The following is a 25,094-nucleotide window of genomic DNA, read 5'->3' on the forward strand; positions in this document are numbered from 1 at the left end:
CGCGGGGCCTTCCGCTTCCACGAGGAGTTCGCGGTGGCGGTGGAGCTGCTCAACAAGGGGCTGGTCGACGTGAAGCCACTGATCTCGGCGACCTTGTCCTACCGCGACTCGGCGCGCGCCTTTGCACTGGCGGCCGATCGCTCGCAGGCGATGAAGGTGCTGCTGAACTTCGACTAGCTCGCGCTGCGCCGGTAGAAGGCCAGCGACCCCGCCAACGCCAGCAGCGCGCCGCCGCAGCAGCGGTCCAGCCACAGCACCGCGCGCTGCCGCAGCAGCTTGACGGCGCGCGCGCCGATCACGGCATAGGCCAGCATCACCGAGAAGTCGAGGCCCGCGAACACGATCCCGATGGCCGCGTACTGCGGCCACTGCGCCGCGCCCGGATCGATGAACTGCGGCATCAGCGCCGAGCAGAAGAGATAGCCCTTGGGATTGGTCACGGCCACCAGAAAGGACTTGGCGAAGATGGCCCGCGGCGTCGCGCCGCTCGGCACCTCGCCTTCCTGTCGTGAGAGGTCAAGCCCGCCCTGCGAGCGCAGCAGCCGGATGCCGAGCCAGGTCAGGTAGGCCGCGCCCACCCATTTGAGCACCGAGAACCAGAACTCCGACGCGGCCAGCAAGGCGCCGAGGCCGAGCGCCACCGCGCCCACGAGCACGAAGTCGGAAGCGACCGCGCCCAGCATGCCGGGCAGCGAGCGCCGCACGCCGAAACGCGAGCCGTTGGCGAGTGCGAGCAGCACGGTGGGACCGGGCGTGGCGATGGCCACCAGCGCGACAAAAGCGAAGACGAGCAGGGTTGCGGTGTTCATGCCGCGCAGCTTAGCCGAAGCGAGCGGGCGGAGCGCTTGTTGCAGGGCGTATCGCCGCAGCCTTCCGTCCTACATCTGCTGCGGCCGTTCTCCGAAGCGGGCACCGCATCGAGACTTCGTTAATTCGATTGTCGAGCTCCGGCGAAGAAGGAGATCGGCGTTTCGGGAACCGGTACTTCAATGCCTTGACGCGAAGAGCTCACCATGGTCGCCCTAACCGCAAACTTCATCTCCTCACCCAGCCCGGTGGCTACAGAAGCCTTCGGCGGCTTGATCGACCTGTCGAGAATGCTGCTGCACAGTAACCAGTCGACCACCGTGGTCTGCGAGACCTGCCGGACCATCAACCGCGAATCCGCGCTGTTCTGCAAAGGCTGCGCGGGCAAGCTGCCGGCCTTCTATGCGGCCGGCGCCGCCGCAGACCACGCTTCGCACGCGCCGGGCATCGACGACGAGCGCACGCCTACCGCGCTGACGCTCGCGATTTCGGTGCTGGGCTTCAGCGCGGCGCTGGCCACGATGCTTGCCTTGCTCGGGCTCTGGTACGGCGGCGGCGCGACGGTGGAGCCGCCGCCGGCCGCGACGGCCGCATCGGCCCCGACCGTGATGCCGGTGGCTGCGCCCAGCGTGGTTCCCGTCGCGCTCCCGGCGATGGGTTCGAGCTTCCATGCCGCCGCCTCGAGCGAGAAGCCGACGGCTGCGGTGTTCGTCGATGAACGGCCGGCGGCGCCGGCGGCGAGCCCCGCGCCGAAGCGCGAGCCGCGCGCCCTCGCCCAGGCCGCGCGCAAGACCTCGGCGCCCCCGCCGGCAGCGCATGCGGCGAGCTTCCGGCGCCCGGCGCACGGGCCGCTCGCGGCATGCGATGGACGCAACTTCATTTCGCACGCCGTCTGCGTCAACAACCGCTGCGCCCAGCCGGGCAACGCCCAGCTCTCGCAGTGCAAGAAGCCGCTGCGCCAGCGCCGCCAGGACGAAGCGCGCCGCAATCTGTTTCTGATCAACTGAGCGGACGGACGCCTACATCCGCGTTCGGAGTCTTCGTCTATGAAGAGGTCTTTGAACGAGGATCTCTCATGGAAAGAAAATCCTGGCTCGCGACGCTCCAGGCCGCGGACGCGCGCCGTCCCGATCTGCCGGGTGAACATCTGATCGTGCTCGGCGCCGGCCTGCTGTTGCTGATGGCAACGGGGCGCAGCCGCTCGATCCTCGGCCGGGCCTTGATCGGCGCTGCGGCCGGCGCCTTCATCGGCCGCGCGGCGAGCGGCACCGGCGGCGTGGCGCGCCTCGCCTCGATGCTGGACAGGGTGCGCCGCCGATGAAGCAAGGGAGAACGACGATGAATCCGCGAGCACTGAAACCGGGCCGGCTGGCGCTGTGCACGGCGGCCGCCATCCTGTCGCTGGCGGCGTGCAGCGACGAGGCCAGCAACCAGAACGCCGAAAGAAATGTCGACGCCGCAGTGGAGAAGACCAAGGACGCGACCGTGGCCGCCGCGCGCAAGGCCGCCGAGCTGGCGGAGAAGGCACGCGACAACACCAAGGCCTACTTCGAATCGCCCGAAGTGAAGCGGGACGTCGCGGCGGCCAAGGATGCGCTGAAGAACGCCGGCGACACATTGACGGCCAAGACGGACGACGCCGCGATCACGGCATCGGTCACCGCCGCGCTCGCACGCGACCCGGAGCTGAGCGCCCGGCGCATCGACGTGCGCACCAACGCCGGCACGGTACAGCTCGCCGGCCCCGCGCCGAGCACCGAAGCCAAGGCGCGGGCGGAGACCATCGCCCGCGCCGTGAAGGGCGTCAGCTCGGTCGACAACCGGCTCGACGTGACCGCGACGAACTGATCAGCTCTGGCTGCTGGCGTGCGCCGGCTTGCCGACCTGGATCGTCACTTCATCGCCCTTGATGCGCGCCTGCACGGCACGCACCGCGTTGTGCACGCGCTCGCCGTAGTCGGCATCGGCCTGGCGGAAGTGGTTGATCGCGCGGTCGATGATGTCCTGCCGCGTCACGGCGCCGAGGCTGCCGGCGATGCTGGCGACCAGGCGGCTCCTGGCGGCTTCGTCCATCAGGCGATAGAGGTCGCCGGCCTGCACGAAGTCGGTGTCCGCTGGATGCTTCGTCCAGGCGTGGCTGCCGGTCCAGCCGTGGATCTCGAGCGGCGCGTACACGGGCTCGTTGCTCTGCTTGGGCGCATCGCTGAAGCTGTTGGGCTCGTAGTTCGGCGCGCGGCCGCCGTTGTCGTAGCGCATGGCCCCGTCGCGACCGTAGTTGGCGGCTTTCGTGGCATGGGGACAGTTCACCGGCAGCTGCGTGTGGTTGATGCCCAGGCGGTAGCGCTGGGTGTCGCCGTAGCTGAAGAGGCGTCCCTGCAGCATCTTGTCGGGCGAGGGGCCGATGCCCGGCACGAAGTTGGCGGGGTTGAAGGCCGCCTGCTCGATCTCGGCGAAGTAGTTGTCGGGGTTGCGGTTGAGCGTGAGGGTGCCGATGTCGATCTTCGGGTAGTCCTTGTGCGACCAGACCTTGGTCAGGTCGAAGGGATTGAAGCGGTAGTTCTGCGCCTCGGCCACCGGCATGACCTGGACCTGCACGCGCCAGCTCGGGAACTCGCCGCGCTCGATGGAATGCAGGAGGTCGAGGTGATGGTGGTTCGGGTTCTCGCCTCCCACGCGCTGCGCCTCTTCGGCCGTGAAGCAGTCGATGCCCTGATTCGTCTTGAAGTGGTACTTGACCCAGAAGGCCTCGCCCTTGGCGTTGACCCACTGGAAGGTGTGCGAGCCGAAGCCGTCCATGTGGCGGTAGCTCTTCGGGATGCCGCGGTCGCCGAACAGCCAGGTGAACTGGTGCGTGGCTTCGGGCGAATGCGAGAAGAAGTCCCAGGCGTTGTTGGGCTCCTGCACGTGGCTGTAGGGGTCGCGCTTCTGCGAGTGGATGAAGTCGGGGAACTTGAGCGGATCGCGGATGAAGAAGATCGGCGTGTTGTTGCCGACCAGGTCGTAGTTGCCCTCTTCGGTGTAGAACTTGAGCGCGAAGCCGCGCGGGTCGCGCACGGTGTCGGCCGAGCCGAGCTCGAGCGCCACGGTCGAGAAGCGGGCCAGCACCTCGGTCTTCTTGCCGACCTGGCTCAGGAAGCGGGCCTTGGTCCACTTCGTGACGTCCGCCGTCACCTCGAAAGTGCCGAAAGCGCCCGATCCGCGCGCGTGCACCACGCGCTCAGGAATGCGCTCGCGGTCGAAGCGCGCGAGCTTCTCGATCAGGTGGTGGTCCTGCATCAGCACCGGGCCGTTGGGGCCGGCGGTCTGCGACTGCTGGTTGTTCTCGACGGGGGCGCCGCTTTCGGTGGTGAGCTTGCGGGATTCGGTCATGGGGCTTGTCCTTGGTGCAGTGTTCAGGGGCCTTCGATTCTGGCCATGAACACGCTGCACGGGGATGACATCGCGCTATCCCGGCGATAGGCGACCACCTCTTCGGGGACGGGTCAGAGCATCAGCGCGACCGCGGCTTCCAGATGCTCGGAGGGCGCACGCCGGAACCCAGAGCGCGCGAAGCGCTGCAGGCGCCCGACCACGAAGGCCGTGAGCGTCGAGGCCCGCACCTGCGCATCGACACTCGGCGTGGCCGAGCCATCGGCCGCCGCCGCGCCGCGCAGCGACTGGCGCAAGGTGGACTCGATCTTGTCGAAGAACTGGTTCATGCGGTTTTGCAGGCGCTCGTTCTCGTAGACCAGCGCATCGCCCACCATCACGCGGGTCATGCCCGGGTTCTTCTCCGCGAACTGCACCAGCATCGCGACCACTCGCGCGGCCTGCTCGTGGCCCGGCGCCTCGCGCTCGGTGATCTGGTTGATCAGCGTGAACACGCTCTGCTCGATGAAGTCGATCAGGCCCTCGAACATCTGCGCCTTGCTCGCGAAGTGGCGGTACAGCGCGGCCTCGCTGACGTCGAGCCGGGCCGCGAGCGCCGCGGTCGTCACGCGCTCGGCGCCCGGCTGTTCGAGCATGGCGGCCAGGGCCTGGAGGATCTGCACGCGCCGCTCGCCCGGCTTGGGGCGTTTGCGCGTCGGTACGGCGACCGGACCTGAACTGCTGTCTTCAGCGCGCGGGGCGCTTGTCTCATCGTTCTGCATGGGCGCGTGCAAAATGTAAAAAATTGATTCTCGCACAGCGCAGTGAGCGCGTGCCAACCGGGCATGCACTGTACGTCGCGCAGAATGGGTGGGCTTTTTTCACACAATCAGCGAAAGAAAAACGATGGGTTCGACGATTCTCGTGACCGGCGGAGCCGGCTTCATCGGCAGCCACACCTGCGTGGCGCTGGCAGCGGCCGGTTACACGCCGCTGATTCTGGACAACCTCGGCAACAGCGATGTGCGTGTCCTCGACCGGCTGGCGCGCATCATCGGCGCCGCGCCGCGCTTCATCGAAGGCGACGTGCGCGATCGCGCGCTGCTCGACAAGCTGTTCCGCGAACAGCCCATCGGCGGCGTGATCCACTTCGCGGGCCTGAAAGCCGTGGGCGACTCGGTCGCCGACCCGATCGCCTACTACGACAACAACGTGCACGGCAGCTTCGTGCTGGCGGCAGCGATGCAGGCGGCGGGCGTGCGCACGCTGATCTTCTCGTCCTCGGCCACCGTCTATGGCGACCCCGACAGTTCGCCGATCCCGGAAAGCGCGGCGCTCAGGCCGGCCAACCCTTACGGCCACTCGAAGCGGATGGTCGAGCAGGCCCTGGCCGACCTGCAGCATGCGCACCCGGCCTGGCGCATCGCGCTGCTGCGCTATTTCAACCCGGTCGGCGCGCACGAGAGCGGCCTGATCGGCGAGCATCCGCAGGGCAAGCCCAACAACCTGATGCCCTTCGTCTCCCAGGTGGCCGTGGGGCTGCGCGACAAGCTCGCGGTGCACGGCGGCGACTACCCGACGCCCGACGGCACCGGCGTGCGCGACTATGTGCACGTGATGGACCTGGCCGAGGGCCACGTGGCGGCGCTGCGACATGCCGAGCAGCAGCCCGGCCTGGTCACCCTCAACCTGGGCACCGGCCGGGGCGCCTCGGTGCTGGAGGTGGTGAAGGCCTTCGAACGCGCCAGCGGCAAGACCATCGCCTACGAGATCGGCCCGCGCCGGCCCGGCGACGTGCCGGCCTACTGGGGCGACCCTTCGCTCGCGCAGGCCACGCTGGGCTGGCGCGCGCAGCGCGGGCTGGAGCAGATGTGCGCGGACAGCTGGCGCTGGCAGCAGGGGAATCCGAGGGGCTACGAGAGCTGAGGCCGTCGCTCAGCGGGCACGGATCATCGTGCCGTAGGCCTGGTCGGTGAGGATCTCCAGCAGCATCGCATGCGGCACCCGCCCGTCGATGATGTGCACGGTATTGACGCCGCTCTTGGCGGCATCGAGCGCGCCTTCGATCTTCGGCAGCATGCCGCCGGAGATGGTGCCGTCGGCGAACAGGTCGTCGATTTCGCGCGCGCTCAGGTTGGTCAGCAGCTTGCCGTTCTTGTCGAGCACGCCGGGCGTGTTGGTGAGCAGCATGAGCTTCTCGGCCTTCAGCACGGTGGCGAGCTTGCCGGCCACGACGTCGGCGTTGATGTTGTAGCTCTCGTTCTCCTCGCCGAAGCCGATCGGGCTCACGACCGGGATGAAGGCATCGTCCTGCAGCGCCTTGACCACGCTCGGGTCGATCGAGACGATGTCGCCGACCTGGCCGACGTCGTGATGCAGGTTGGGGTCGTTGCGGTCCGCCATCTTGAGCTTCTGCGCGCGGATCAGGCCGCCGTCGCGCCCGGTGAGGCCCACCGCCTTGCCGCCGGCCTGGTTGATCAGGCCCACGATGTCCTGCTGCACCTCGCCGGCCAGCACCCACTCGACCACCTCCATGGTCTCGGAATCGGTCACGCGCATGCCCTGGATGAAGTGGCCCTTCTTGCCGAGCCGATTGAGCGCCGCCTCGATCTGCGGGCCGCCGCCGTGCACCACCACCGGGTTCATGCCGACCAGCTTGAGCAGCACCACGTCCTCGGCGAAATCGGCCTGCAGCGCCGGGTCGGTCATGGCGTTGCCGCCGTACTTGATGACGATGGTCTTGCCGTGGAATTTGCGGATGTACGGCAGCGCCTGCGCCAGGATCTCGGCCTTGTCGCGCGGGGGGATGTTGAGGACGGGATCGGTCATGGTCGGCGGTGGAGTAGACGGATGCGGCGGATTGTGACGGAACTCAGGGCCGGAGCCAGCGCGGAACCTTGAAGCGCACGATCATGAGGTAGGCCGCGACGTAGGTGGCGACGAACAGCGCGCAGAAGGCCATCAGCACCGGCGTGTTGTTCCAGAACAGCACGGCCGGCACCACGGTTAGCGCCGCGAAGATCCACAGGTAGGGCGAGGTGCGGTTGTTGCGCGCCAGCAGCTGCCGGGCCTCGTCGTCCGCGAAAGCCACGCGGACGATGCGCCGGAAGATCAGCTGATGGAAATGCAGCGCGTCGGCATCGCCCGGCGACTGGCCGCGCGCCAGCTTGCGGTAGATGGAGAACACCGTCTCCCACACCGGGTAGATCAGGAGCAGCATCGGGAACCAGGGCGAGACGACGCGATGCCGCTGCACCAGCGTCACCACGGCGATGGCGATCACCATGCCCCAGACATAGGCGCCGCCGTCGCCGGCGAAGATCTTGCCGCGCGGGTAGTTCCAGACCAGGAAGCCCGCCGTTGCGCCCACCAGGCAGATCACCATGGCGGCGAGCTGCCGGTCGCCGACCTGCAGCGCCACGTGCGAGACCGCGAGGCACACCAGCACGGCCACGGTACCGGCCAGGCCGTTGTAGCCGTCGATGATGTTGAAAGCATGCGGCAGGCCGCCGATGGCGAAGGCCGCGAACAGGATCGCCGCGTAGGGCCAAGCCTGCAGCCAGCCGTCGACCAAGCCGATGCCGGTGCGCGAGACGCCGAGGCCGAGCAGCCAGCACACGAGCAGCGCCGAGCCGATGGTGAGCCCGAGCCGGTAGCGCACCGAGACCCGCTGGGTCAGGTCCTCGATGATGCCGCCCAGCACGGCCGGCGCGATGCACAGCAGCGTGAAGGCGGAGGCCTTGAGCGGCCACGAGACGTTGAAGGGATCGGACGGTATGCCCGCCACCAGCCAGGCGGCCCCCGTGCCGAGGAAGATGCCGGCGCCGCCCAGCCGCGGCACGTGGCCCTTGTGGAAGCGCTGCGGCATGTCGGTGCCGTAGCGCCGCGCATGGCGGCGCGCCCGGCGCATGAAGAACAGCACCGAAATGGCGGAGACCAGAAAGCTGATGACGATCAGGGTAAGCATGGATGGAAATCGGGAACCCTAGAATCCCCGAGCGAAATTAGACCATGTCCACCTCCCCCTCCTCCTCGCCCGCCGTCACGGTCTCGATCGTGAGCCATGGTCAGCTCGATCTGGTGCGCCCGCTGCTCGAGCAGCTGGACCGCTTCAGCCGCGCGCTCACGGCCAAGGTCGTGCTCACGCTGAACATCCCCGAGCCCGACTTGCTGGCGGGCACTCGTTGGGGTTTCGAGATCGAACGCATCGAGAACGCGGTGCCCCTGGGCTTCGGTGCCAACCACAATCAAGCTTTCGATCGCTGCACCACGCCCTGGTTCCTCGTGCTCAACCCGGACATCCGCTTCGACCGCGACGTGCTGGCGCCGCTGATCGCGCAAGCCGCACCCGACAGCGGCCTGCTCACCCCGCGCATCCTCGAGCCCGGCAAGAGCGAGCCGGAGCAGCATCGCGCGATCATCACCCCGCTGGAGATCCTGCGGCGCAAGCAGCCGGACTATGTGCGCCCGCTGGTGCCGGACTGGATTCCCGGCCTCTTCATGCTCTTTCGCAGCGAGGCCTACCGTCAGGTCGGCGGCTTCGACGAGCGCTTCTTCATGTACGGGGAAGACTTCGACATCTGCGCGCGCACCCGGCTCGCCGGCTGGAAGCTGCAGGTGGCGGAGGACCTGACGGCGCTGCACGATGCGCAGCGCGCCAGCCGAACGAGCCTGCGGCATTTGTACTGGCATGTGACGAGCCTGCTGAGGGTGTGGGTGTCGGGAGCGTTCTGGCGCTATCGCAAGCTGGGCGCGCGACGCGGGGGGCGAGCCGCCTAGCGGCGCGGCCTGCGCGACTACGCCGATTCGAACAGGTCGCGCACCACACCGCGCGCGCCGCGTCCGAACCTGTCGTAGCGCCCTTTCAACGCTTCGCGGGCCACCGGCAGGATGCGGGCCAAGCGCCCGGGGGGCAGGGCCGCACGGAAGCGCTGGTGCGCCAGCTTCTCGCGAACCTTGGTGATCGTCTCGGCCGGCACCAAGGTGCCGAGTGCGATCAGTCGCGCAAGAAGCAGCTCGGCCTTGATCGCGTGCTTTGCATTCCTGTCGCCCCGCGAAGCGAGCGCCTTCTGAACCTTGCGCAGGTACGAATCGCGCTTCGCGCCGATCTGGTTGTTCTCGTGCTGCCGGTAGTCGACGAGCTGGTCTTCGAGCACGTCGACCTCGCCGATGGCTGCGGCAATGATCGCCAGCCATTCATCATGCAGCCATTCGACAGGAAACGGTGTTGCATGCCCAAGCAAGGACCGGCGGAACACCGTCGTCGCGCCGGTGGCCAGGTTGCGCCGCAGGTAGACATCGAAGGCGCGATTGCGGTGGAGCCAGTCGAGCTCGAAGGGCATGACCTCGAGCGCATGGAACAGCGACTCGCCCAGATCGCGCCGGTCTGCGCCCACCAGCCGCGCATCGGTATGCAGCAGCAGCAGCCCGGGACGCCGCTCGAACTCGGCAGCCATGCGCGCCAGGCGCTCGGGATGCCACGCATCGTCCTGGTCGCTCAGCGCGATCAGCTCGCCTCTGCAAGCCCGCGCGGCCTGCTCGAAGTTCTTGGTTACGCGCAACGCCGGCGAGTTCTCGAAGACGCGCACGTCGATCGAGAGCTCCGGTTTCGCCTGCTTACACTCTTGAAGCGTTGCCAGCGCGACTGCGACGCCATCGTCGGTGGAGGCGTCGTCGGAGATGACGATCTCCTGCGGCGGCAGCGTCTGAAGACAAATGCTGCGCACCTGTTCGCCGATGTAGCGAGCGCCGTTGTGGGTGCAGAGAGCGACTGAGATCAAGGCAAAACCGGATGAGGACGGCATCTTAAGGGCTGCGCCTGTCCCGGCTCGGGCATGGGCGCATGGCCGATCGGTAAAATCCGCGCCTCGCTCTCAGACAAACAAGGAAAAGGCATGCGTTTGCTTTCAGTGGTGCTCTCCGGCGGCGCCGGGTCGAGGCTGTGGCCGGCATCGCGCCAGGCTTTCCCCAAGCCCTTCATGAAGATCGGGGGCTCCACCTTGCTGCAGCAAGCCATCGAAAGAGGTCAGGCGTGCGGCACCGGCGACCTGATGGTCGTGACCAACAAGGACCACCTGTTCCTCACCAAGGACGTGCTGGCGCAGATGTCCGATCCGCCCGAGACCACGTTGCTGCTGGAGCCCAAGGGCCGCAACACCGGCCCGGCGATCGCGCTGGCCGCGCTCCAGTGCATCAAGCAGTTCAGCGGCGACACCTTGATGCTGGTGCTGTCGGCGGATCACCTGGTGCCGGACGTCGAGGCTTTCGTGGCCAGCGCGAGCCAGGCCTTCAGGCTCGCGGCGCAGGGCAACCTGGTGGTTTTCGGCATCAGCCCCACCAGCCCCGACAGCGGCTTCGGCTACGTCGAAGTCGAGCACTTCTCGCGCGAAAGCCATCCGGTCAAGCGCTTCGTGGAGAAGCCCGACCTCAAGACGGCGCAGGAGTACCTCGCGACCGGACGCTACTACTGGAACAGCGGCATGTTCTGCTTCACGGCGGATGCGATCGTCTCCGCATTCGAGCGGCACGCGCCCGAGGTGCTGGCTGCGGCACGTCGCGCGCTCGACTCGTCGAAGCCGGCCGGCAACACGGTCGACTTCAACCTGCATGACTTCGGCCTGCAACCGGACATCAGCATCGACTATGCGGTGATGGAGCGCGCGGACAATGTGCACGTCGTGCCCGCCAAGTTCGCCTGGAGCGACGTCGGCTCCTGGCCCGCGGTCTCGAACGCGCACACGCCGGACGCGAGCGGCAACACGCTGCCGGCCGATGCGGTCGCGATCGATACCACCGGCACGCACGTGCAGGTCGAGAGCCATGGGCCGAAGGTGGTCGCCACGCTCGGCGTGCAGAACCTCGTGATCGTCGACACGCCGGACGCACTGCTGGTTGCGCACAAGGACAGCGCGCAGAAGGTGAAACAGGTCGTCGATACGCTGAGGAGTCGCAAGCACGAGACCGTGCACCTGCCTGCGGTCGTTCACCGCCCCTGGGGTACCTACGCGTCGCTCAAGGAAGAGGACGGCTACAAGGTCAAGCGCATCACCGTGAAGCCCGGCGAATCGCTCTCACTGCAATACCACTACCAGCGCGCAGAGCACTGGGTGGTCGTGCAAGGCAGCGCAATCGTCCAGATCGGCGACGTCGAGCATCCCACCCGACCGGGCGAATATCGCTATATCCCGCTCAAGGAAAAGCACCGCCTGACCAACGTCGGCAAGGATGAGCTGGTGCTCATCGAGGTGCAGTGCGGCGCCTACCTCGGCGAAGACGACATCGTGCGGCTTGCCGACACCTACGGGCGCGCATGAGCCAGGCACACTCCAATCTGCATCGAAGCGCGTGGTCGGACTGGTGGGAAGGCACCCGCCGCACTGACATCTGGTGGACCCTCGCCTGGTTCGACATCGTGCTGCGCTACCGGCGCTCGATGCTCGGGCCGCTCTGGCTGACCCTCAGCATGGGCGCCATGATCGGCGGCATGGGGCCGCTGTACAGCGCACTGTTCGGTACCGAGCTGTCGAAGTTCTTTCCGCACCTCGCGCTCGGCATTATCTTCTGGAGCTTTTTCGCGAGCATGGTGGGGGACTCGTGCAACGCGTTCGTCGGCTCAGGCAACTACCTCAAGCAGGGTTACTTCCCGATCAGCTTGTTCGTCTGGCGCAGCATGTCGCGCAACCTGATCCAGCTCGCTCACCAGATCGTGCTCTACGTGCCGGTGGCCCTGTGGGCAGGCATCTCGCTTTCTTGGTCGGCGCTGCTCTTCGTGCCCGCGTTCCTGCTGGTGCTGGTCAACGCACAGGCGCTCGGACTCGCGCTCGGCCTTGTCTGCACGCGCTTTCGCGACGTGACCCAGATCGTCACCAGCGTCATGCAGATGCTGATGTTCCTGACGCCCGTCTTCTGGCTGCCGGAAAGCCTCCCTGGCCGCGCGCACTATGTCCTCTACAACCCCTTCGCGCAGATGCTGGATCTGTTGCGCGCCCCGCTGATGGGCGGTGTTTCCGCCGCGCACAACTGGTGGGGCATCCTCATCTGGACCGCCTTGAGCCTGATCATTTCGAGCCTGCTCTTCAGGAAGTACCGCCGCCGCGTCGTCTACTGGCTGTAACAGAACATGGCTTTCATCTCTCTCAAGAACGTCTCGGTCAACTTTCCCATCTACGGCGCAGGTGCCGCCTCCTTCAAGAAGACGCTGGCCGCGTCGGTGACGGGCGGCCGCTTCGGCAAGGAGACCGGGGTCAACGTGGTGCAGGCCTTGGGCGGCATCAACCTCGAGCTGAAGAGCGGCGACCGCCTGGGCCTCGTCGGGCACAACGGCGCGGGCAAGTCGACGCTGCTTCGCACGCTGGCCGGCGTCTACGAGCCTTCCGCCGGCGAGTTCGTGCGGCAAGGCACCGTGGCCAGCCTGATCGACCCGTCGCTCGGCATCGAGCCCGACGCGACCGGCATCGAGAACATCATGCTGCGTGGCCTCGTGATGGGCATGAGCAAGAAGCAGATCGACACGCTCACGCCGGAGATCTGCGAGTTCAGCGGCCTCGGGGAATACGTGAACATGCCGGTGCGCACCTATTCCACCGGCATGATGATGCGATTGGCCTTCTCCATCTCGACCAGCGTGCAGGCCGACATCCTGCTGATGGACGAATGGCTTTCGGTCGGCGATGCGGAGTTCACGCACAAGGCCGAGCAGCGCATGAAGGACGTGGTCTCCAACGCCGGCATCTTGGTGCTCGCCTCGCATTCGCCGGACCTGATCGCCAAGGAATGCAACCGGGTGATCCACCTCGAGCACGGGCGGATCGTCGAGCAACCTCAGTAGGGCCCGGCCACGGCCTCAAAGGGCCGCGCGGCGCAGCGCCGCGATCTCTTCCAGGCGCGCGGTGATCCTGCGTCCCGCGGCCGCAAGCGAGAGATTGGCTTCGGCGCTGGCCTGGGCCCGGGCGCCGATCTCGCGGGCCCAGGCCCGGTCATCGAAGAGCCGCCGCATCAGCCGGGCGGCATGGTCGATCGAGGGCTCGGCCCATTCCAGGCCGGCGTCGTAGGGAGGAATTGGCTTGTCGAGTTTCACGAGTTCACAGGGCACCAGCAGGCTGTTGCTCTCGTCCATGAAGTCCACGTTGCCCGAGAACTTCGTCGCGATCACCGGCTTGCCCATCAACATCGCCTCGGCCATCGTCAGGCCCAGGCCTTCGCTGCGGTGGAGCGAGACGTAGGCATCGCAGGCGTCCATCAGCGACAGCACCTCGTCGGGACTGTAGACCTCGTCGATGATGGTGATGCGAGCGCCCTTGGCCGCATCACGAAGCGCCTGCATCTGGGCCGGATGCCTGTCGCCGAAGGAGGCTTTCAGGACGAGGCGTGCCGCATCATCCTTGCCGAAGGCCTGCCGGAAAGCCTGGATCAGGCCCAGCGGATTCTTGCGTTCCATCACGCTCACCATGTGGAAGGTGAACAGGAAGAGAAACTCGTCCTCGGCCGGCAGGCCGAAATGCGCGCGATCACGCCGCTCGAAAGGCGCCAGCTTGACGCCAGGAAACAATGTGCGCACGGGGATCTGCAGGCGGGCACGCAGTCCGCGGGCCACGAATTCGGTGGCTGCCCACACTTCGTCGACCGCCTTCGCATGGGCCACCCACGCCTCGGGAATCGAATCGAATTCCCAGTACCAGTAGGCGATGCGGTAGCTGCGAGGCCTTCGCTCGAACAGCTGCGCGCGGGCGTACGCATCGTCGAAGAAGGGCTCCGGCTGCACATGGATCAGCGTGACGTCGTGGCACTCCATGCCGTGATAGTCCGCGTGGTGCGGATCGTCGTTGCTGATGTCGGTCCAGACGTCGCGCAGTGACGCAGGGGTGCCGACGGCGTTCATCCCCTGCACCATCGATTCCACGGACACGCGAAGTCCCGAGGGATAGCAGAAATGGCCAAGCACGTTGAGGCCGGGCTTGGCCAGCTCGACGGCCATCGCCTGCGGGTCGAGTTCGCGGCACCACTGCGCCACGTGCGAAGCCAGGCCCGCCGCCGGCGAGGCAAGCCAGGCGAGCAGGCGCTTGGCTGCGGCCTCGTCCTGCAGCGCTTCTGGGTGGGCTGCCCGCCAGGCTTCGCTCGCGCGGTAGCCCAGTCGAATCTGATCGGCCGGCCCCATCGGCGCGGGCCAGGCCGAGGGCTCCAGCCATGCGCCCGTCGCACCGTACTCGCGGGCGAACCACGAGGCGAAGGCATCCCGGCCGAAGACCGTCGATCCGGCAGGATGGCGCTCTTGCCAGGCGCGGGTGAATGCGTGGGCGCGCACGAGCTCACGCGCCGGAAGCGCAGCGGCTTCGAGGAACAGCCACCAGATCTCTTCGCGACGCAGATCAGGGCTGCTTCGATAGCAGCGCATGAACCAGCCGAAGAGGTCGCGCATGCCGGCCGGGGTGAGGCCATGCGGCAGCACCGACTCGAACACCTTGCTGGCCAGGAACACCTGCCGCGGGCGGTTCGAGAGGCCCGCATCGAGCGCGGCCAGGAGCTGTCGAACGGCGGCTTCGCTCAGGCCCAGTTCGGCACCGCCCTGCGCTTCGAGCCAGCGCCCCAGGGTGCCATCGCAGCCATCGCTCAGGCCCGACGGACAACGCTCGCGCAGGTCGCCGCGGCGGCGCCACAGATCGATCAGGAAGCGCGCGGCCGTCCACCGGTCGGTCACGTCCTGCGCTGCCATGGCGGGCCAATGGACAGCGCTCAACGCGAGCCCCGCGGCCTGCGCCACCTGCGCATCGTCGAACAGGTCGAGCAGCGCAGCATGCTCGACTTCGAGGCCGCGCTCGCGCCGGGCGACGCGGGCGCGTTCGCGCTCGATCAGGGGCGCGAGCTTGGCACGGCGATTCCACGCGACCAGGCGCTTGCGAATCAGCGGGAGGCGCTGCGGCATGCGCCAGGGCGTGGCGAGCCAGCCGATGCCGCGTGCCACCCTGCGAGCCGGCAGCGGAAGAAATTCGATCAACTTGTTCATGCAATGGGCGCGGTCCGGGCCGCGAGCTCCTCCGCTTTTCTGCGGCGGCGGGCCAGTGTAGTTGCGTTGCTGAATGTGACAGGGGCCTGCTGACTGCCGCGTAAAATGGGGGCCCTCCCGAACAAGCCCCCGTCCGGCCACCCGCGGACCAGGCACTAACACGAAGTGCATCCCCAGGCACTGTCAGACCCATGACCTTTCGGCCCATCCGCCGCTTTGCAGAAGATTTCCATCTGCCCTCTCTCACGCTCCCCACGTGTCAAGCCGTGCAGGTTTCGGGCGCGATGAACCTGGAATCCCACCGCTGATGGGCGCGATCGCCGGGCGATTGTTTGCGGCCGTCAAGGAAGGGCGGCTCGCGAGCGGGCTCAAGCGCCGCCTCAAGCTGGCCGCGCATCGGCTCGCCCGTCTCGTGGTACAGCGGCCGGCGCTCCGGCGCACGGCGCTGGCGGGCTCGGTGCTCGTGCCTTGGCTCAAGCCGCGCTTGCGCGCGCTGTTAAGTGGGGCATCTGCAGCGCCTTCTCCAACCTCGCTTTCGCCTTCCGCGCAGTTGGTCTATCGCCGTATCCAGCGCGCACAGCACCACCACAAGTCTTCTTGATGCGCATCGTTGTCGATTTTCAGGGCGCGCAATCTCCATCAAGCCGAAATCGTGGAATTGGTCGCTACGCTTCATCGCTGGTCGAAGCCATTGCGCGCCGACCGGGCGGGCACGAGATCGTTCTCGCGCTGAACGGGCGCTTCGCGGACGCCGTCGACAGCGTCAAGCGGCAGTTCGAGGGGCTGGTCGAAGCACGCAATATCCGGGTCTGGTACCCGCCTCCTTTCGAGGGCACGCCGAGCCCCGGCAGCAGCCGCGCCAGGGAAAAGCTATACGAAGCCTTCCTGGCGAGCCTGAAACCCGACGTGGTCTACGTCTCGAGTCTCTTCGAAGGCCTGAGCGATGCAGCCGTCACCAGCATCGGAAGCTTCGCGGCGCTTCCGACCGTGGCGACGCTGTTCGACCTGATTCCGCTGATCAATCGGAGACCCTACCTCGACAACCCGGCCGTGCGCAGCTGGTACATGCGAAAGATCGGCGCCCTTCGCAGGGCGGACATGTGGTTCGCGATCTCCGAATCGTCGCGGCAGGAAGGCATCGCGCACCTGGGCCTCGACCCGGACCGCTGCATCAATCTCTCGACCGCCGCCTACGACCATTTCCGGCGCATCGCGATCGCCGCGGAACACGAGCAGGTACTGCGAGCGCGCTACGGCCTGCACCAGCCCTTCGTCATGTACACGGGGGGCATCGACCATCGCAAGAACATCGAGGGACTGATCCGCGCCTTCGCATTGCTTCCGGCCGAACTGCGCGCTGGCCACCAGTTGGCCATCGTCTGCGCCGCGCGTGCTGAAGACCGCAGCGCACTGCTGAAGCTTGCGCGCGAGCGTGGGCTCGCCGAAAGCGACCTCGTGGTCACCGGCTTCGTCCCGGAAGAGGATCTCGTCGCGCTCTACAACCTGTGCCGCCTCTTCGTCTTTCCATCGTGGCACGAAGGCTTCGGGCTGCCGGCGCTGGAGGCGATGCATTGCGGCGCCGTGGTCATCGGCGCGAACACCTCGAGCCTTCCCGAGGTGATCGGCCGCGCCGATGCGCTGTTCGATCCGCGCAGCGACGAGGACATTGCCCTCAAGATGGTGCAGGCGCTGACCGACGAGTCGTTTCGCGCACAGCTGGTGGAGCACGGCCTGACGCAGGCCAAGCGCTTCTCCTGGGAATCCTCGGCTCGGCGCGCCATCGAAGGCTTCGAGCGGCTGCATGCCGTCATGCCACGGCGCGAGCCGTCCCGGCCCGGTCATCGCGGCCTACGCCCGAGATTGGCCTATGTATCGCCGCTGCCGCCTGATCGCAGCGGCATTGCCAACTACAGCGCAGACCTGCTGCCGGCCTTGGCCCAGCACTATGAGATCGAACTCATCACGGACCTGACCAGCCTCGGGGACCCCGTGCTGGCGGCTTCGTTCCCGCTGCGCAGCGTCGAGTGGTTCCGCGACCATGCGCAAGACTTCGATCGCGTGCTGTACCACTTCGGCAACTCCGAATTCCACGCACACATGTTCGAGCTGCTGGCGGAGATTCCGGGCACGGTGGTGCTGCACGACTTCTTCCTGAGCGGCGTTCGCGCGCACCAGGAGGCGCGCGGCCATGGCACCTACGAATGGACGAAGGCGCTGTACGAATCGCACGGCTACGCGGCCGTCGCACGGCGCTTCCAAACAGTCGGTGCCACCGATGCCGTGGTCGAGTTTCCCTGCAACTTCGACGTTCTCGTGCAGGCACAAGGCGTCATCGTTCATTCGCCACATTCCATGGCGCTTGCCGAGGAGTGGTACGGGCCATCGCTGGCGCGGGAGTGGGCGCTGATACCGCTGCTGCGCCTCCCGCCGATCGACGTGGAGGGCGAGCGGCTGCTCGCGCGGAAGGAGCTCGGCCTGGGACTCGAAGACTTCCTGGTATGCGCCTTCGGCCTGATGGGCCCGACCAAGCTCAACCATCAATTGATCGACGCCTGGCTGGCCTCCCCTCTCTCGAGGGATCCACACTGCCGCCTCGTGTTCGTGGGCGACAACGACCGGGCCGAATACGGCAAGACGATCGCGGACCGGCTGCAGGCGCATGGCGATCACGCCCGCATCACGATCACGGGGTGGGCCAGCGACGAGCTCTTCCACCGGTACCTGGCGGCGGCCGACCTGTCCGTGCAGCTGAGAACGCACTCACGCGGCGAGACTTCGGCAACGGTGCTCGATTCGATGAGCCGCAAAGTTGCGACCATCGTCAATGCCAACGGGTCCATGGCCTTCCTCCCGGACGATGCGGTAAGGACGTTGCCGGACGAGTTCGCGGTTGAACAGCTCGCAGGTGCGCTTGTGGAACTTTGGCGCGATCCCGAGGCGCGACGCTCCCTGGGCATTCGGGCGCAGCGGGCCGTCCAGTCCGGACATTCGCCGGAGGCATGCGCACAGCGCTACACAGACGCGATCGAGCGCTTTGCCACGGCTGCTCCATACGGACGAGACGGATTGCTCCACGCAATCGCAGCGAGCGACCCACTGCCGGAGGGCCCGGCTCTGGAGCGGGAGATGATGGATCTGGCGGAGGCCATTGCCGACACCCTGCCGACGGCCATACCGATGCGCCAGCTCTTCGTCGACGTGTCCGAGCTGGTCCAGCGGGATTCGCGCAGCGGCATCCAGCGCGTCGTCAAATCCCTTTTGCAGGCGCTCCTGGCCGATCCACCGGCCGGCTTCCGCATCGAGCCCGTCTATGCATTGGTCGACGGCGAACCGGGCTACCAATACGCGCGTAGTTTCACGCTGGCCTTCATGGGTTGCCCGGCCCATGCGCTGGATGACGCCCATATCGACGCGCGCCATGGCGACATCTTTGTCGGTCTCGACTTCCAACCGCATCTGATCCCCCAGCAGGCCGCCTTCTACAAGGCGCTTCGCCATCGCGGCGTGCGCGTCGAATTCGTCGTCTACGACCTGCTTCCGCTGCAGATCGGCCATCGCTTTCCGAAGGATGCGGCGGAGGTCCATGCCCGATGGCTGCAAACGGTGGCCGAGAACGATGGCGCCCTTTGCATCTCGGCGTCCGTCGCCTCGGAGCTTTCGCAGTGGCTCGCGACACATGCGCCGGACCGGGTCGCCGCCGGGTTCCGGCTTCGGTCCTTCCATCTGGGCGCCGACCTGAACATGTCGAAGAGCACTAGGGGCCTGCCGCGCAACGCGAAAGCGATACGGCGCGCCATGTCCGGCGCACCGACCTTCCTGATGGTCGGTACGCTCGAGCCGCGCAAGGGCCACGTGCTCGCGCTCGACGCCTTCGAGCGTCTATGGGCCCAAGGGACGCAAGTCAACCTCGTCATCGTCGGAAAGAAGGGCTGGATGGCGGATGCGATCGCGGCGCGTCTGCGGCGGCACCCCGAACTCGGAAAGAGGCTGTTCTGGATCCCTGCCGCGAGCGACGAATACCTCGCAACCCTGTATGCGACGGCCAGTTGCCTCCTGGCTGCGTCCGAGGGCGAGGGCTTCGGCTTGCCCTTGATTGAGGCAGCTATTCACAAGCTGCCCATTCTGGCGGCAGACATCCCGGTATTCAGGGAGGTGGCCGGCGGCCATGCCGCCTACTTTGACGCCGATACAATTGCGCTCGCAACAGCCGTCGTCGAATGGCTCGCGGTCTTTGGACAAGGCCGGCATCCGCGGTCCGACGCAATGCCTTTTTTGGATTGGCGGCAAAGCGCCGATCAGTTCAAGTCCAAGCTGATCATCGCCTGCCCCGCCCCCGCGCCGCGCCAACCGTCCGCGGCGACCGAGCAGGGATCGCGGCATGCCGATACCGCAGAATACGTCACCCCCAAGGTCATGAAGGCGATGAGCGCCGAGACCGAATCAACCAGGAACGAGAGGGATATTCCATGAAGAAACGCGCTGTAGTCACAGGGATCACGGGCCAGGACGGCGCCTATCTGGCGGAGCTGCTGCTCAGCAAGGGCTACGTAGTCTACGGGACATATCGCCGGACCAGTTCGGTAAACTTCTGGCGCATCGAGGAACTGGGCATCCAGGATAATCCCGACCTTCATCTGATCGAGTATGACCTCACGGACCTCGGCAGTTCGATGACGCTGATGAAGGAAGCCGCGCCTGACGAGGTCTACAACCTTGCTGCGCAGAGCTTCGTGGGCGTGAGCTTCAACCAGCCCGACGCCACCGCGCAGATCACCGGCATGGGTGCGCTGCATCTCCTCGAGGCCATTCGCCTAACGAATCCGCAGATCCGCTTCTACCAGGCCTCGACCTCCGAGATGTTCGGCAAGGTACAGGCCATCCCGCAAGTGGAAGACACGCCCTTCTACCCGCGCAGCCCCTACGGCGTGGCCAAGCTGTTCGCGCATTGGATGACGATCAACTACCGCGAGAGCTACGGCATCTTCGGTTGCAGCGGCATCCTGTTCAACCACGAAAGCCCTCTGCGCGGCCGCGAGTTCGTCACGCGCAAGATCACCGATGCGGTCGCCAAGATCAAGCTCGGCAAGCTCGACGTGCTGGAGCTCGGCAACCTCGGTGCCAAGCGCGATTGGGGCTACGCCAAGGAATACGTTGAAGGCATGTGGCTGATGCTGCAGGCCAAGGAAGCCGACAGTTTCGTGCTCGCCACCAATCGGACAGAGACGGTCCGCGAGTTTGTGGACATGGCCTTCAAGGCTGCCGGCTACGAATTGCGCTTCGAGGGCGACGAGCAGCACGAGGTGGGCATCGACATCAAGTCCGGCAAGACGCTGGTGCGAGTAAATCCCAAGTTCTATCGCCCGGCTGAAGTGGATCTGCTGATCGGCAATCCGGCTCGCGCGAAGGAAAAGCTCGGTTGGGAGCCGACGACGACGCTCGAGCAGCTGTGCACGATGATGGTCGAGGCTGACCTGCGTCGAAACGCCGAAGGGCATTCGTTCTGACTGCTATGACCGCGCTGCGCGCGTCGGCGCAGCACCCGAGCGCCGAACGACCGGACGTCGCACCCTTCAGTTGGAGCATTGCCGCTTGCTCGCTCGCGCCACGAGCGACAGCCTCCCGCCGCTCGCGAGAGCCGCGCCCATATCAGTGACTCAGCATGAAGCCATTCCTGAAGCGAGCCGCACGAAATCTTTCCACCAAGCCCGTCATCGGGCGCTTGGTGCGCATTGCCATCGCATTCGTGCGCTTCCCCGACCTGAACCACCGTCACAACGTCTTCGTGACGCATCAGCTGCCCCAGTTGCTCGATACGCTGTCCGAGATCAACCACAGGCAGTCGCGGCTCGATGCCGAACAGAACAGCTTCGTGCGGACGGCGCCGAGCACCCTGCGCCAGTTGACGCTCGACATTGCTCAGCTGCGCAGTGCACTCAACGCACTCAACCGCGGCCAAGACCTCGTCGCTGCGCCGCGCGCTGCATCGGTCGGCACGTGGGGAACCGAGAGCCTGCGCGTCAACCTTGGATGTGGCAGCTCTCCGCTTCCGGGTTACGTCAACGTCGATCGGCAGCCATTCCCCGGTGTGGACGCGGTGGTCACGGACGTCGCCGACCTCCCCTTCAAGGAAGGAACGGTTCAGGAGTTTTTCTCCTCGCACTTTCTCGAACACTTTGCTCCTGATCGCCTGCGGCGGTCGCTTCTCCCGAGCTTCCTTCAATTGCTTGCACCGGGCGGCCGCTTTCGGGCCATAGTCTCCGACATGGATGCAATGGTTCGGCAATATGCGGCGGGAGAGCGTTCGCCCGAAGATCTGCGCGATGCAATCTTCGGGGCTCCTCAGCCTGATAGCGATCCAAGACGAAACATCTTCACGGCGAAGCTGCTGGCACAACTGCTTGAATCTGCGGGATTCGTCAACATCAAGGTGCTCGCGGAAGGACGCCAGAACGGCACCGGCTATGAGCTGGAAATCGTTGCAGAGAAGAGGCTCGCCCATCCATGAGAATTAGACGAAGCCCTGACTTTTCCATCGTCATTAATACGCTCAACCGAGGCGCGAGCCTCAACGCCACGCTTAACAGCTTCAAGTGGCTGCGCTATGACGGCGATTTCGAGGTGATTGTTGTCAACGGGCCTTCAACCGACAACTCCGAAGACATCATTGCGAGTTGGGGCACGCACATTCGATCTGCCAGATGCCCCGTTGCGAACTTGTCCGTATCGCGCAATATTGGGATCTGCTTGGCACGCGGCGAACTGATTGCGTTCATCGACGACGATGCCATTCCCGAGCCGGAATGGCTACAGCAACTAGCAGTTGCCTACGATGACCCTCAGGTCGGAGGCGCCGGCGGCTTCGTCTTCGACCACACGGGCTACGACTTCCAGGCGACATACTGCGTAGTAGACAGATTCGGCACGGCGGACCCGTTTGCGCCGGAACCGATGCCGTACCTTTCGTATCCGAACAGCCTTCGCTTTCCGCATCTGCTGGGGGCTAACTCGTCTTTTCGGACTGCTGCACTCCTGGGCATCGGCGGCTTCGATGAGGAGTACGAGTACTTCCTTGATGAAACCGATGTCTGCGCCCGGATCGTGGATGCGGGATACCTTATCGCGCAATTGCCCAACGCATTTGTTCATCACAAGTACGCGCCGAGCAACATCCGAGGCAACAACCGCGTTGCTCGCTTTCGCTATCCGATCATCAAGAACAAGATCTACTACATGCTCAAGCATGCCCGGCAGTTCTATCCGATGGATCGAATCCTGCAGGAGCAAGCCACCTTCGTAGAAGATCATCGCAAGGAGATGCTCTGGGCCTTATCGGCCGAACTCGTCTCATCTGACGACGTCGAAGCCTTCAACAAGGATGTCGAGCGCGCGATCGTGGACGGTATGCGTAGAGGCCTTGAAGGCCCGCGTCCAGGCGCGATGATCGACGACGCAAAGCGCAACAAGTGGCTCGGGCAGTTTGCAGAGTTCACGCCAACCAAGAACGTCGACGAATGCACGCTGGTGCTGGTGTCCAAGAGTTTCCCGCCGGAGCAGAGCGGTGGCATCGCGACCTTCACCCGCGATCTTGCCGAAGCCTACGCAGCGCGCGGCAACATTGTTCATGTTATCGCTCAAAGCAACGACATCAACCGCGTCGACTTCGAGCACGGCGTCTGGGTCCATCGCATCGTTCCGCAACATGTCGATCGCCCGCCGGAGATCGCCGAAGCGGGGCTGCCGCAGGATATCTGGAACTGGTCCGCCAGCGCTCGCGCAGAGACCGAGCGCATCGCGACCCATCGCAATATCGACGTCATCGAAGCGCCGATATGGGATTGCGAAGGCATCGCCTACCTTGTCGATCGCCGCTGGCCGCTGGTGACCAGTCTGCAGACAACGATGCATTTCTGGCTCGACACGCATCCCGCGCAACGGGCAGACGGCAACTGGATGGCGACCTACGGCAGCCCGCTGCTGCGCACTGAGAAACGACTGATGCAGGAATCGGACGCCGTCCGGGCCATCAGTCACGCGATCCGACGCGAAATCGAAGAGGCCTACGGCTTCCGATTCGACGACCGTAGGACACAGGTCGCGCCTCTCGGAATGAAGGCGCCGACGAATGTCGCCGCAGTCTCGCCCAACGAAGTGCCTGTCGTGCTCTTCGTGGGACGACTCGAAGCGCGCAAAGGCATCGACGTGCTGCTCGAGGCCATTCCACGCGTGCTCGAAATGGCACCTTCTACCGTGTTCAGGATCGTGGGTAACGCGGCTTTGCCCTCGCCGAGCGGAAAGCCCTATGCGGACGAGTTCCTTGCCAGTAAGGCAGGCAGGACCTGGCAAAACCAAGTTCGTTTCGAAGGCCATCTCGACGAAGAAGCGCTCCAAGCGGCGTACGCTGCCTGCGACATCTTCGTCGCACCGAGTCGCTTCGAATCGTTCGGCCTCGTGTTCCTGGAGGCGATGCGCGTGGGCAAGCCGGTGATTGGCTGCAACGCCGGGGGCATGCCAGAAGTCGTCGCTGCCGACGAGAGTGGATTGCTGGTTGCTCCGGGCGACGTTGACCAACTTTCAGACGCGGTTCTACGGCTGCTGAAATCTCCATCGTTGAGGCAAGGCCTCGGTGAAGCGGGTCGCGCTCGCTTCGCCGAGCACTTCTCGGCATCGCGGATGGCGCAGGACAGCCTCGAACTCTATCGGCTCGCGCGGCGAAACCATGACGCGTCACCTGAACCGGAATGAAGATTTCGTACGTCAACAGCGTCTGCGTTCGCAACGACGCGATATCCAATGCCATCCGGGACGAGTTCGCGTTCCTGCGGCAGGCCGGGCACGAGGACATTCGCCTCTTCGCGTTCAGCTGCGACGATCAGGAGCTACCGTTCACGGCATGTACCAGCATTTCGGACATCGTTCGCAGCAGACACTTTCTGGACAGCGATCTCGTCATCTTTCATTTCGGAATCTACTATTCGCTGTTCAACCTGTTCCCCATCATTCCGAACCGGGCTCGCAAGGTGGTCGTCTTCCACAACATTACACCCGCATCGCTGGTGCCGCCGGAGAGTCGATGGTTGATCGAAAAGTCCTTCGCGCAGCTCGACAACATCCGGTGGGCGGATCACGTCATTTGCGACAGCAGAACCAATCTGGAGGTGCTCAGGTCGCGCGGCTTGAAGACGCGTGCGTCGGTGGTCCCGCTTGCCGTGCATTCGGCCCTTCAGGCGCCGGCGCATAAACCGAGTTTCAATGACGGCGTGGTCCGGATCGCCTTCGTCGGCCGCTTTACCCAGGCCAAGGGACCGCACGAGCTGCTGTCGGCGGTCGAAGCGATTGCTCGCGATGGCAGTCTCGACAACACGGTTCAGCTCGATTTCATCGGCAATTTGGCGTTTTCGGATCCGACGATGGTCGCATCCATGCAACGGCAGATCAACGATCTCTCTCGGAGATTCGGCACCAAGCTGCGGATCCGCATCCACGGCAGTGCACCCGACGAGCTCAAGCATGCCACTCTTCGCGAAGCCGACATCTTCGCGCTGCCCACATACCACGAGGGCTTTTGCGTACCGATCGTAGAGGCCGTGGCGAGCGGCTGCCGCGTCGTCGCCTATGAGAACTCCAATACGCCCGATATTTCCGGCCAGCTCGCCACGCTGGTGCGCACTGGCGATGTCGAGCAACTTGCGCGCGCGCTACGGTCCGAGATCGAAGCAGTGCGCTCGGATGCATGGCGCGGGGACGGGACTCCCGATAGCTATGACGCATACGTGCGCATCGCGCAGCAGCACGTACAACAGTTTTCTCCTGCCAGCGTCGCACCCGCGTTCTTGCACAATGTCTCCCATGCATTCGCCCGCAGGAACTAGCGGTATGACGAAGGTCGTGACACGGGTTCTACAACGACGAACATCGCGGCACTGACCCCGCATTCTGATGC

The 25,094-nt window shown here is 65.5% G+C and carries 20 protein-coding genes and 1 pseudogene; 14 read left to right on the plus strand and 7 right to left on the minus strand.

What is annotated here, in order from left to right; all coding sequences use genetic code 11:
- Positions 1-177 (plus strand): annotated as a pseudogene (locus tag AC3A6B_RS24500) (L-idonate 5-dehydrogenase); the annotation flags it as partial.
- Here AC3A6B_RS24500 and AC3A6B_RS24505 read toward each other — a convergent pair.
- On the minus strand, positions 174-809 hold the full coding sequence (locus AC3A6B_RS24505) for a LysE family translocator (RefSeq protein WP_487839252.1): 636 nt from the start codon (positions 807-809) through the stop codon (positions 174-176). The pseudogene AC3A6B_RS24500 and the gene AC3A6B_RS24505 sit on opposite strands and share 4 nt — an antisense overlap.
- 204 nt (positions 810-1,013) lie before the next feature.
- Between AC3A6B_RS24505 and AC3A6B_RS24510 the strand changes: the two genes are divergently transcribed.
- From AC3A6B_RS24510 to AC3A6B_RS24520, 3 genes are all read left to right on the plus strand, one after another.
- On the plus strand, positions 1,014-1,814 hold the full coding sequence (locus AC3A6B_RS24510) for a hypothetical protein (protein ID WP_487839253.1): 801 nt from the start codon (positions 1,014-1,016) through the stop codon (positions 1,812-1,814).
- A 68-nt stretch (positions 1,815-1,882) separates the two neighbouring features.
- Positions 1,883-2,128, plus strand: coding sequence for a hypothetical protein (locus AC3A6B_RS24515; protein ID WP_487839254.1), 246 nt, complete (start codon positions 1,883-1,885; stop codon positions 2,126-2,128).
- A gap of 17 nt (positions 2,129-2,145) precedes the next feature.
- The gene (locus AC3A6B_RS24520) at positions 2,146-2,655 is read left to right on the plus strand and encodes a BON domain-containing protein (RefSeq protein ID WP_487839255.1); all 510 of its coding nucleotides are present in this window, start codon (positions 2,146-2,148) and stop codon (positions 2,653-2,655) included.
- Here the strand turns inward: AC3A6B_RS24520 and AC3A6B_RS24525 are convergent, their stop codons facing one another.
- On the minus strand, positions 2,656-4,176 hold the full coding sequence (locus AC3A6B_RS24525) for a catalase (RefSeq protein ID WP_487839256.1): 1,521 nt from the start codon (positions 4,174-4,176) through the stop codon (positions 2,656-2,658). It lies immediately after the preceding gene.
- A gap of 113 nt (positions 4,177-4,289) precedes the next feature.
- On the minus strand, positions 4,290-4,937 hold the full coding sequence (gene slmA, locus AC3A6B_RS24530) for a nucleoid occlusion factor SlmA (RefSeq protein ID WP_487839257.1): 648 nt from the start codon (positions 4,935-4,937) through the stop codon (positions 4,290-4,292).
- Between the two features lie 124 nt (positions 4,938-5,061).
- Here slmA and galE point away from each other — a divergent pair, with 124 nt between their 5' ends.
- Positions 5,062-6,081 (plus strand): UDP-glucose 4-epimerase GalE, encoded by a 1,020-nt coding sequence (galE, locus tag AC3A6B_RS24535; protein WP_487839258.1) that lies wholly within the window; start codon positions 5,062-5,064, stop codon positions 6,079-6,081.
- A gap of 9 nt (positions 6,082-6,090) precedes the next feature.
- On the opposite strand, the gene argB is transcribed toward galE, so the two are convergent.
- Complete coding sequence (argB, locus tag AC3A6B_RS24540) at positions 6,091-6,984, minus strand: acetylglutamate kinase (RefSeq protein ID WP_126837059.1); 894 nt, start codon at positions 6,982-6,984, stop codon at positions 6,091-6,093.
- Positions 6,985-7,027: 43 nt separating this feature from the next.
- On the minus strand, positions 7,028-8,122 hold the full coding sequence (locus AC3A6B_RS24545) for an MraY family glycosyltransferase (protein ID WP_487839259.1): 1,095 nt from the start codon (positions 8,120-8,122) through the stop codon (positions 7,028-7,030).
- A gap of 44 nt (positions 8,123-8,166) precedes the next feature.
- On the opposite strand from AC3A6B_RS24545, the gene AC3A6B_RS24550 reads away from it, so the two are divergent.
- Positions 8,167-8,934: a glycosyltransferase gene (locus tag AC3A6B_RS24550; protein ID WP_487839260.1), complete on the plus strand. Its 768-nt coding sequence runs from the start codon at positions 8,167-8,169 to the stop codon at positions 8,932-8,934.
- A 17-nt stretch (positions 8,935-8,951) separates the two neighbouring features.
- Here the strand turns inward: AC3A6B_RS24550 and AC3A6B_RS24555 are convergent, their stop codons facing one another.
- Positions 8,952-9,935 (minus strand): glycosyltransferase family 2 protein, encoded by a 984-nt coding sequence (locus AC3A6B_RS24555; protein WP_487839261.1) that lies wholly within the window; start codon positions 9,933-9,935, stop codon positions 8,952-8,954.
- A 114-nt stretch (positions 9,936-10,049) separates the two neighbouring features.
- Between AC3A6B_RS24555 and AC3A6B_RS24560 the strand changes: the two genes are divergently transcribed.
- Genes AC3A6B_RS24560 through AC3A6B_RS24570 form a run of 3 tightly spaced genes read left to right on the plus strand, consistent with a single transcriptional unit; the run spans position 10,050 to position 12,982 of the window.
- A complete protein-coding gene (locus tag AC3A6B_RS24560) occupies positions 10,050-11,468 on the plus strand; it encodes a mannose-1-phosphate guanylyltransferase/mannose-6-phosphate isomerase (protein WP_487839262.1) in 1,419 nt (472 codons plus the stop codon).
- The gene (locus AC3A6B_RS24565; RefSeq protein ID WP_487839263.1) at positions 11,465-12,268 is read left to right on the plus strand and encodes an ABC transporter permease; all 804 of its coding nucleotides are present in this window, start codon (positions 11,465-11,467) and stop codon (positions 12,266-12,268) included. The genes AC3A6B_RS24560 and AC3A6B_RS24565 overlap by 4 nt, the downstream gene beginning before the upstream one ends.
- A gap of 6 nt (positions 12,269-12,274) precedes the next feature.
- Positions 12,275-12,982, plus strand: a complete 708-nt coding sequence (locus AC3A6B_RS24570; RefSeq protein WP_487839264.1) for an ABC transporter ATP-binding protein — start codon at positions 12,275-12,277, stop codon at positions 12,980-12,982.
- Positions 12,983-12,997: 15 nt separating this feature from the next.
- Here the strand turns inward: AC3A6B_RS24570 and AC3A6B_RS24575 are convergent, their stop codons facing one another.
- Complete coding sequence (locus AC3A6B_RS24575; RefSeq protein WP_487839265.1) at positions 12,998-15,154, minus strand: glycosyltransferase family 4 protein; 2,157 nt, start codon at positions 15,152-15,154, stop codon at positions 12,998-13,000.
- 468 nt (positions 15,155-15,622) lie between these two features.
- Between AC3A6B_RS24575 and AC3A6B_RS24580 the strand changes: the two genes are divergently transcribed.
- The 5 genes from AC3A6B_RS24580 to AC3A6B_RS24600 all read left to right on the plus strand — a co-directional run bounded on the left by AC3A6B_RS24580 (position 15,623) and on the right by AC3A6B_RS24600 (position 25,023).
- A complete protein-coding gene (locus AC3A6B_RS24580) occupies positions 15,623-19,624 on the plus strand; it encodes a glycosyltransferase (protein ID WP_487839266.1) in 4,002 nt (1,333 codons plus the stop codon).
- Positions 19,621-20,658, plus strand: coding sequence for a GDP-mannose 4,6-dehydratase (gene gmd / locus AC3A6B_RS24585; RefSeq protein ID WP_487839267.1), 1,038 nt, complete (start codon positions 19,621-19,623; stop codon positions 20,656-20,658). The genes AC3A6B_RS24580 and gmd overlap by 4 nt, the downstream gene beginning before the upstream one ends.
- A 155-nt stretch (positions 20,659-20,813) precedes the next feature.
- The gene (locus AC3A6B_RS24590; RefSeq protein WP_487839268.1) at positions 20,814-21,659 is read left to right on the plus strand and encodes a class I SAM-dependent methyltransferase; all 846 of its coding nucleotides are present in this window, start codon (positions 20,814-20,816) and stop codon (positions 21,657-21,659) included.
- Positions 21,656-23,896 carry a glycosyltransferase gene (locus tag AC3A6B_RS24595; protein WP_487839269.1) on the plus strand — a complete coding sequence of 747 codons (2,241 nt, stop codon included), beginning with the start codon at positions 21,656-21,658 and terminating at the stop codon, positions 23,894-23,896. Before AC3A6B_RS24590 ends, AC3A6B_RS24595 begins: the two co-directional genes overlap by 4 nt.
- The gene (locus AC3A6B_RS24600) at positions 23,893-25,023 is read left to right on the plus strand and encodes a glycosyltransferase family 4 protein (protein WP_487839270.1); all 1,131 of its coding nucleotides are present in this window, start codon (positions 23,893-23,895) and stop codon (positions 25,021-25,023) included. Before AC3A6B_RS24595 ends, AC3A6B_RS24600 begins: the two co-directional genes overlap by 4 nt.
- Positions 25,024-25,094 lie beyond the last annotated feature (71 nt).

The sequence above is a fragment of the Variovorax sp. Soil_C_33 genome, assembly GCF_057656935.1.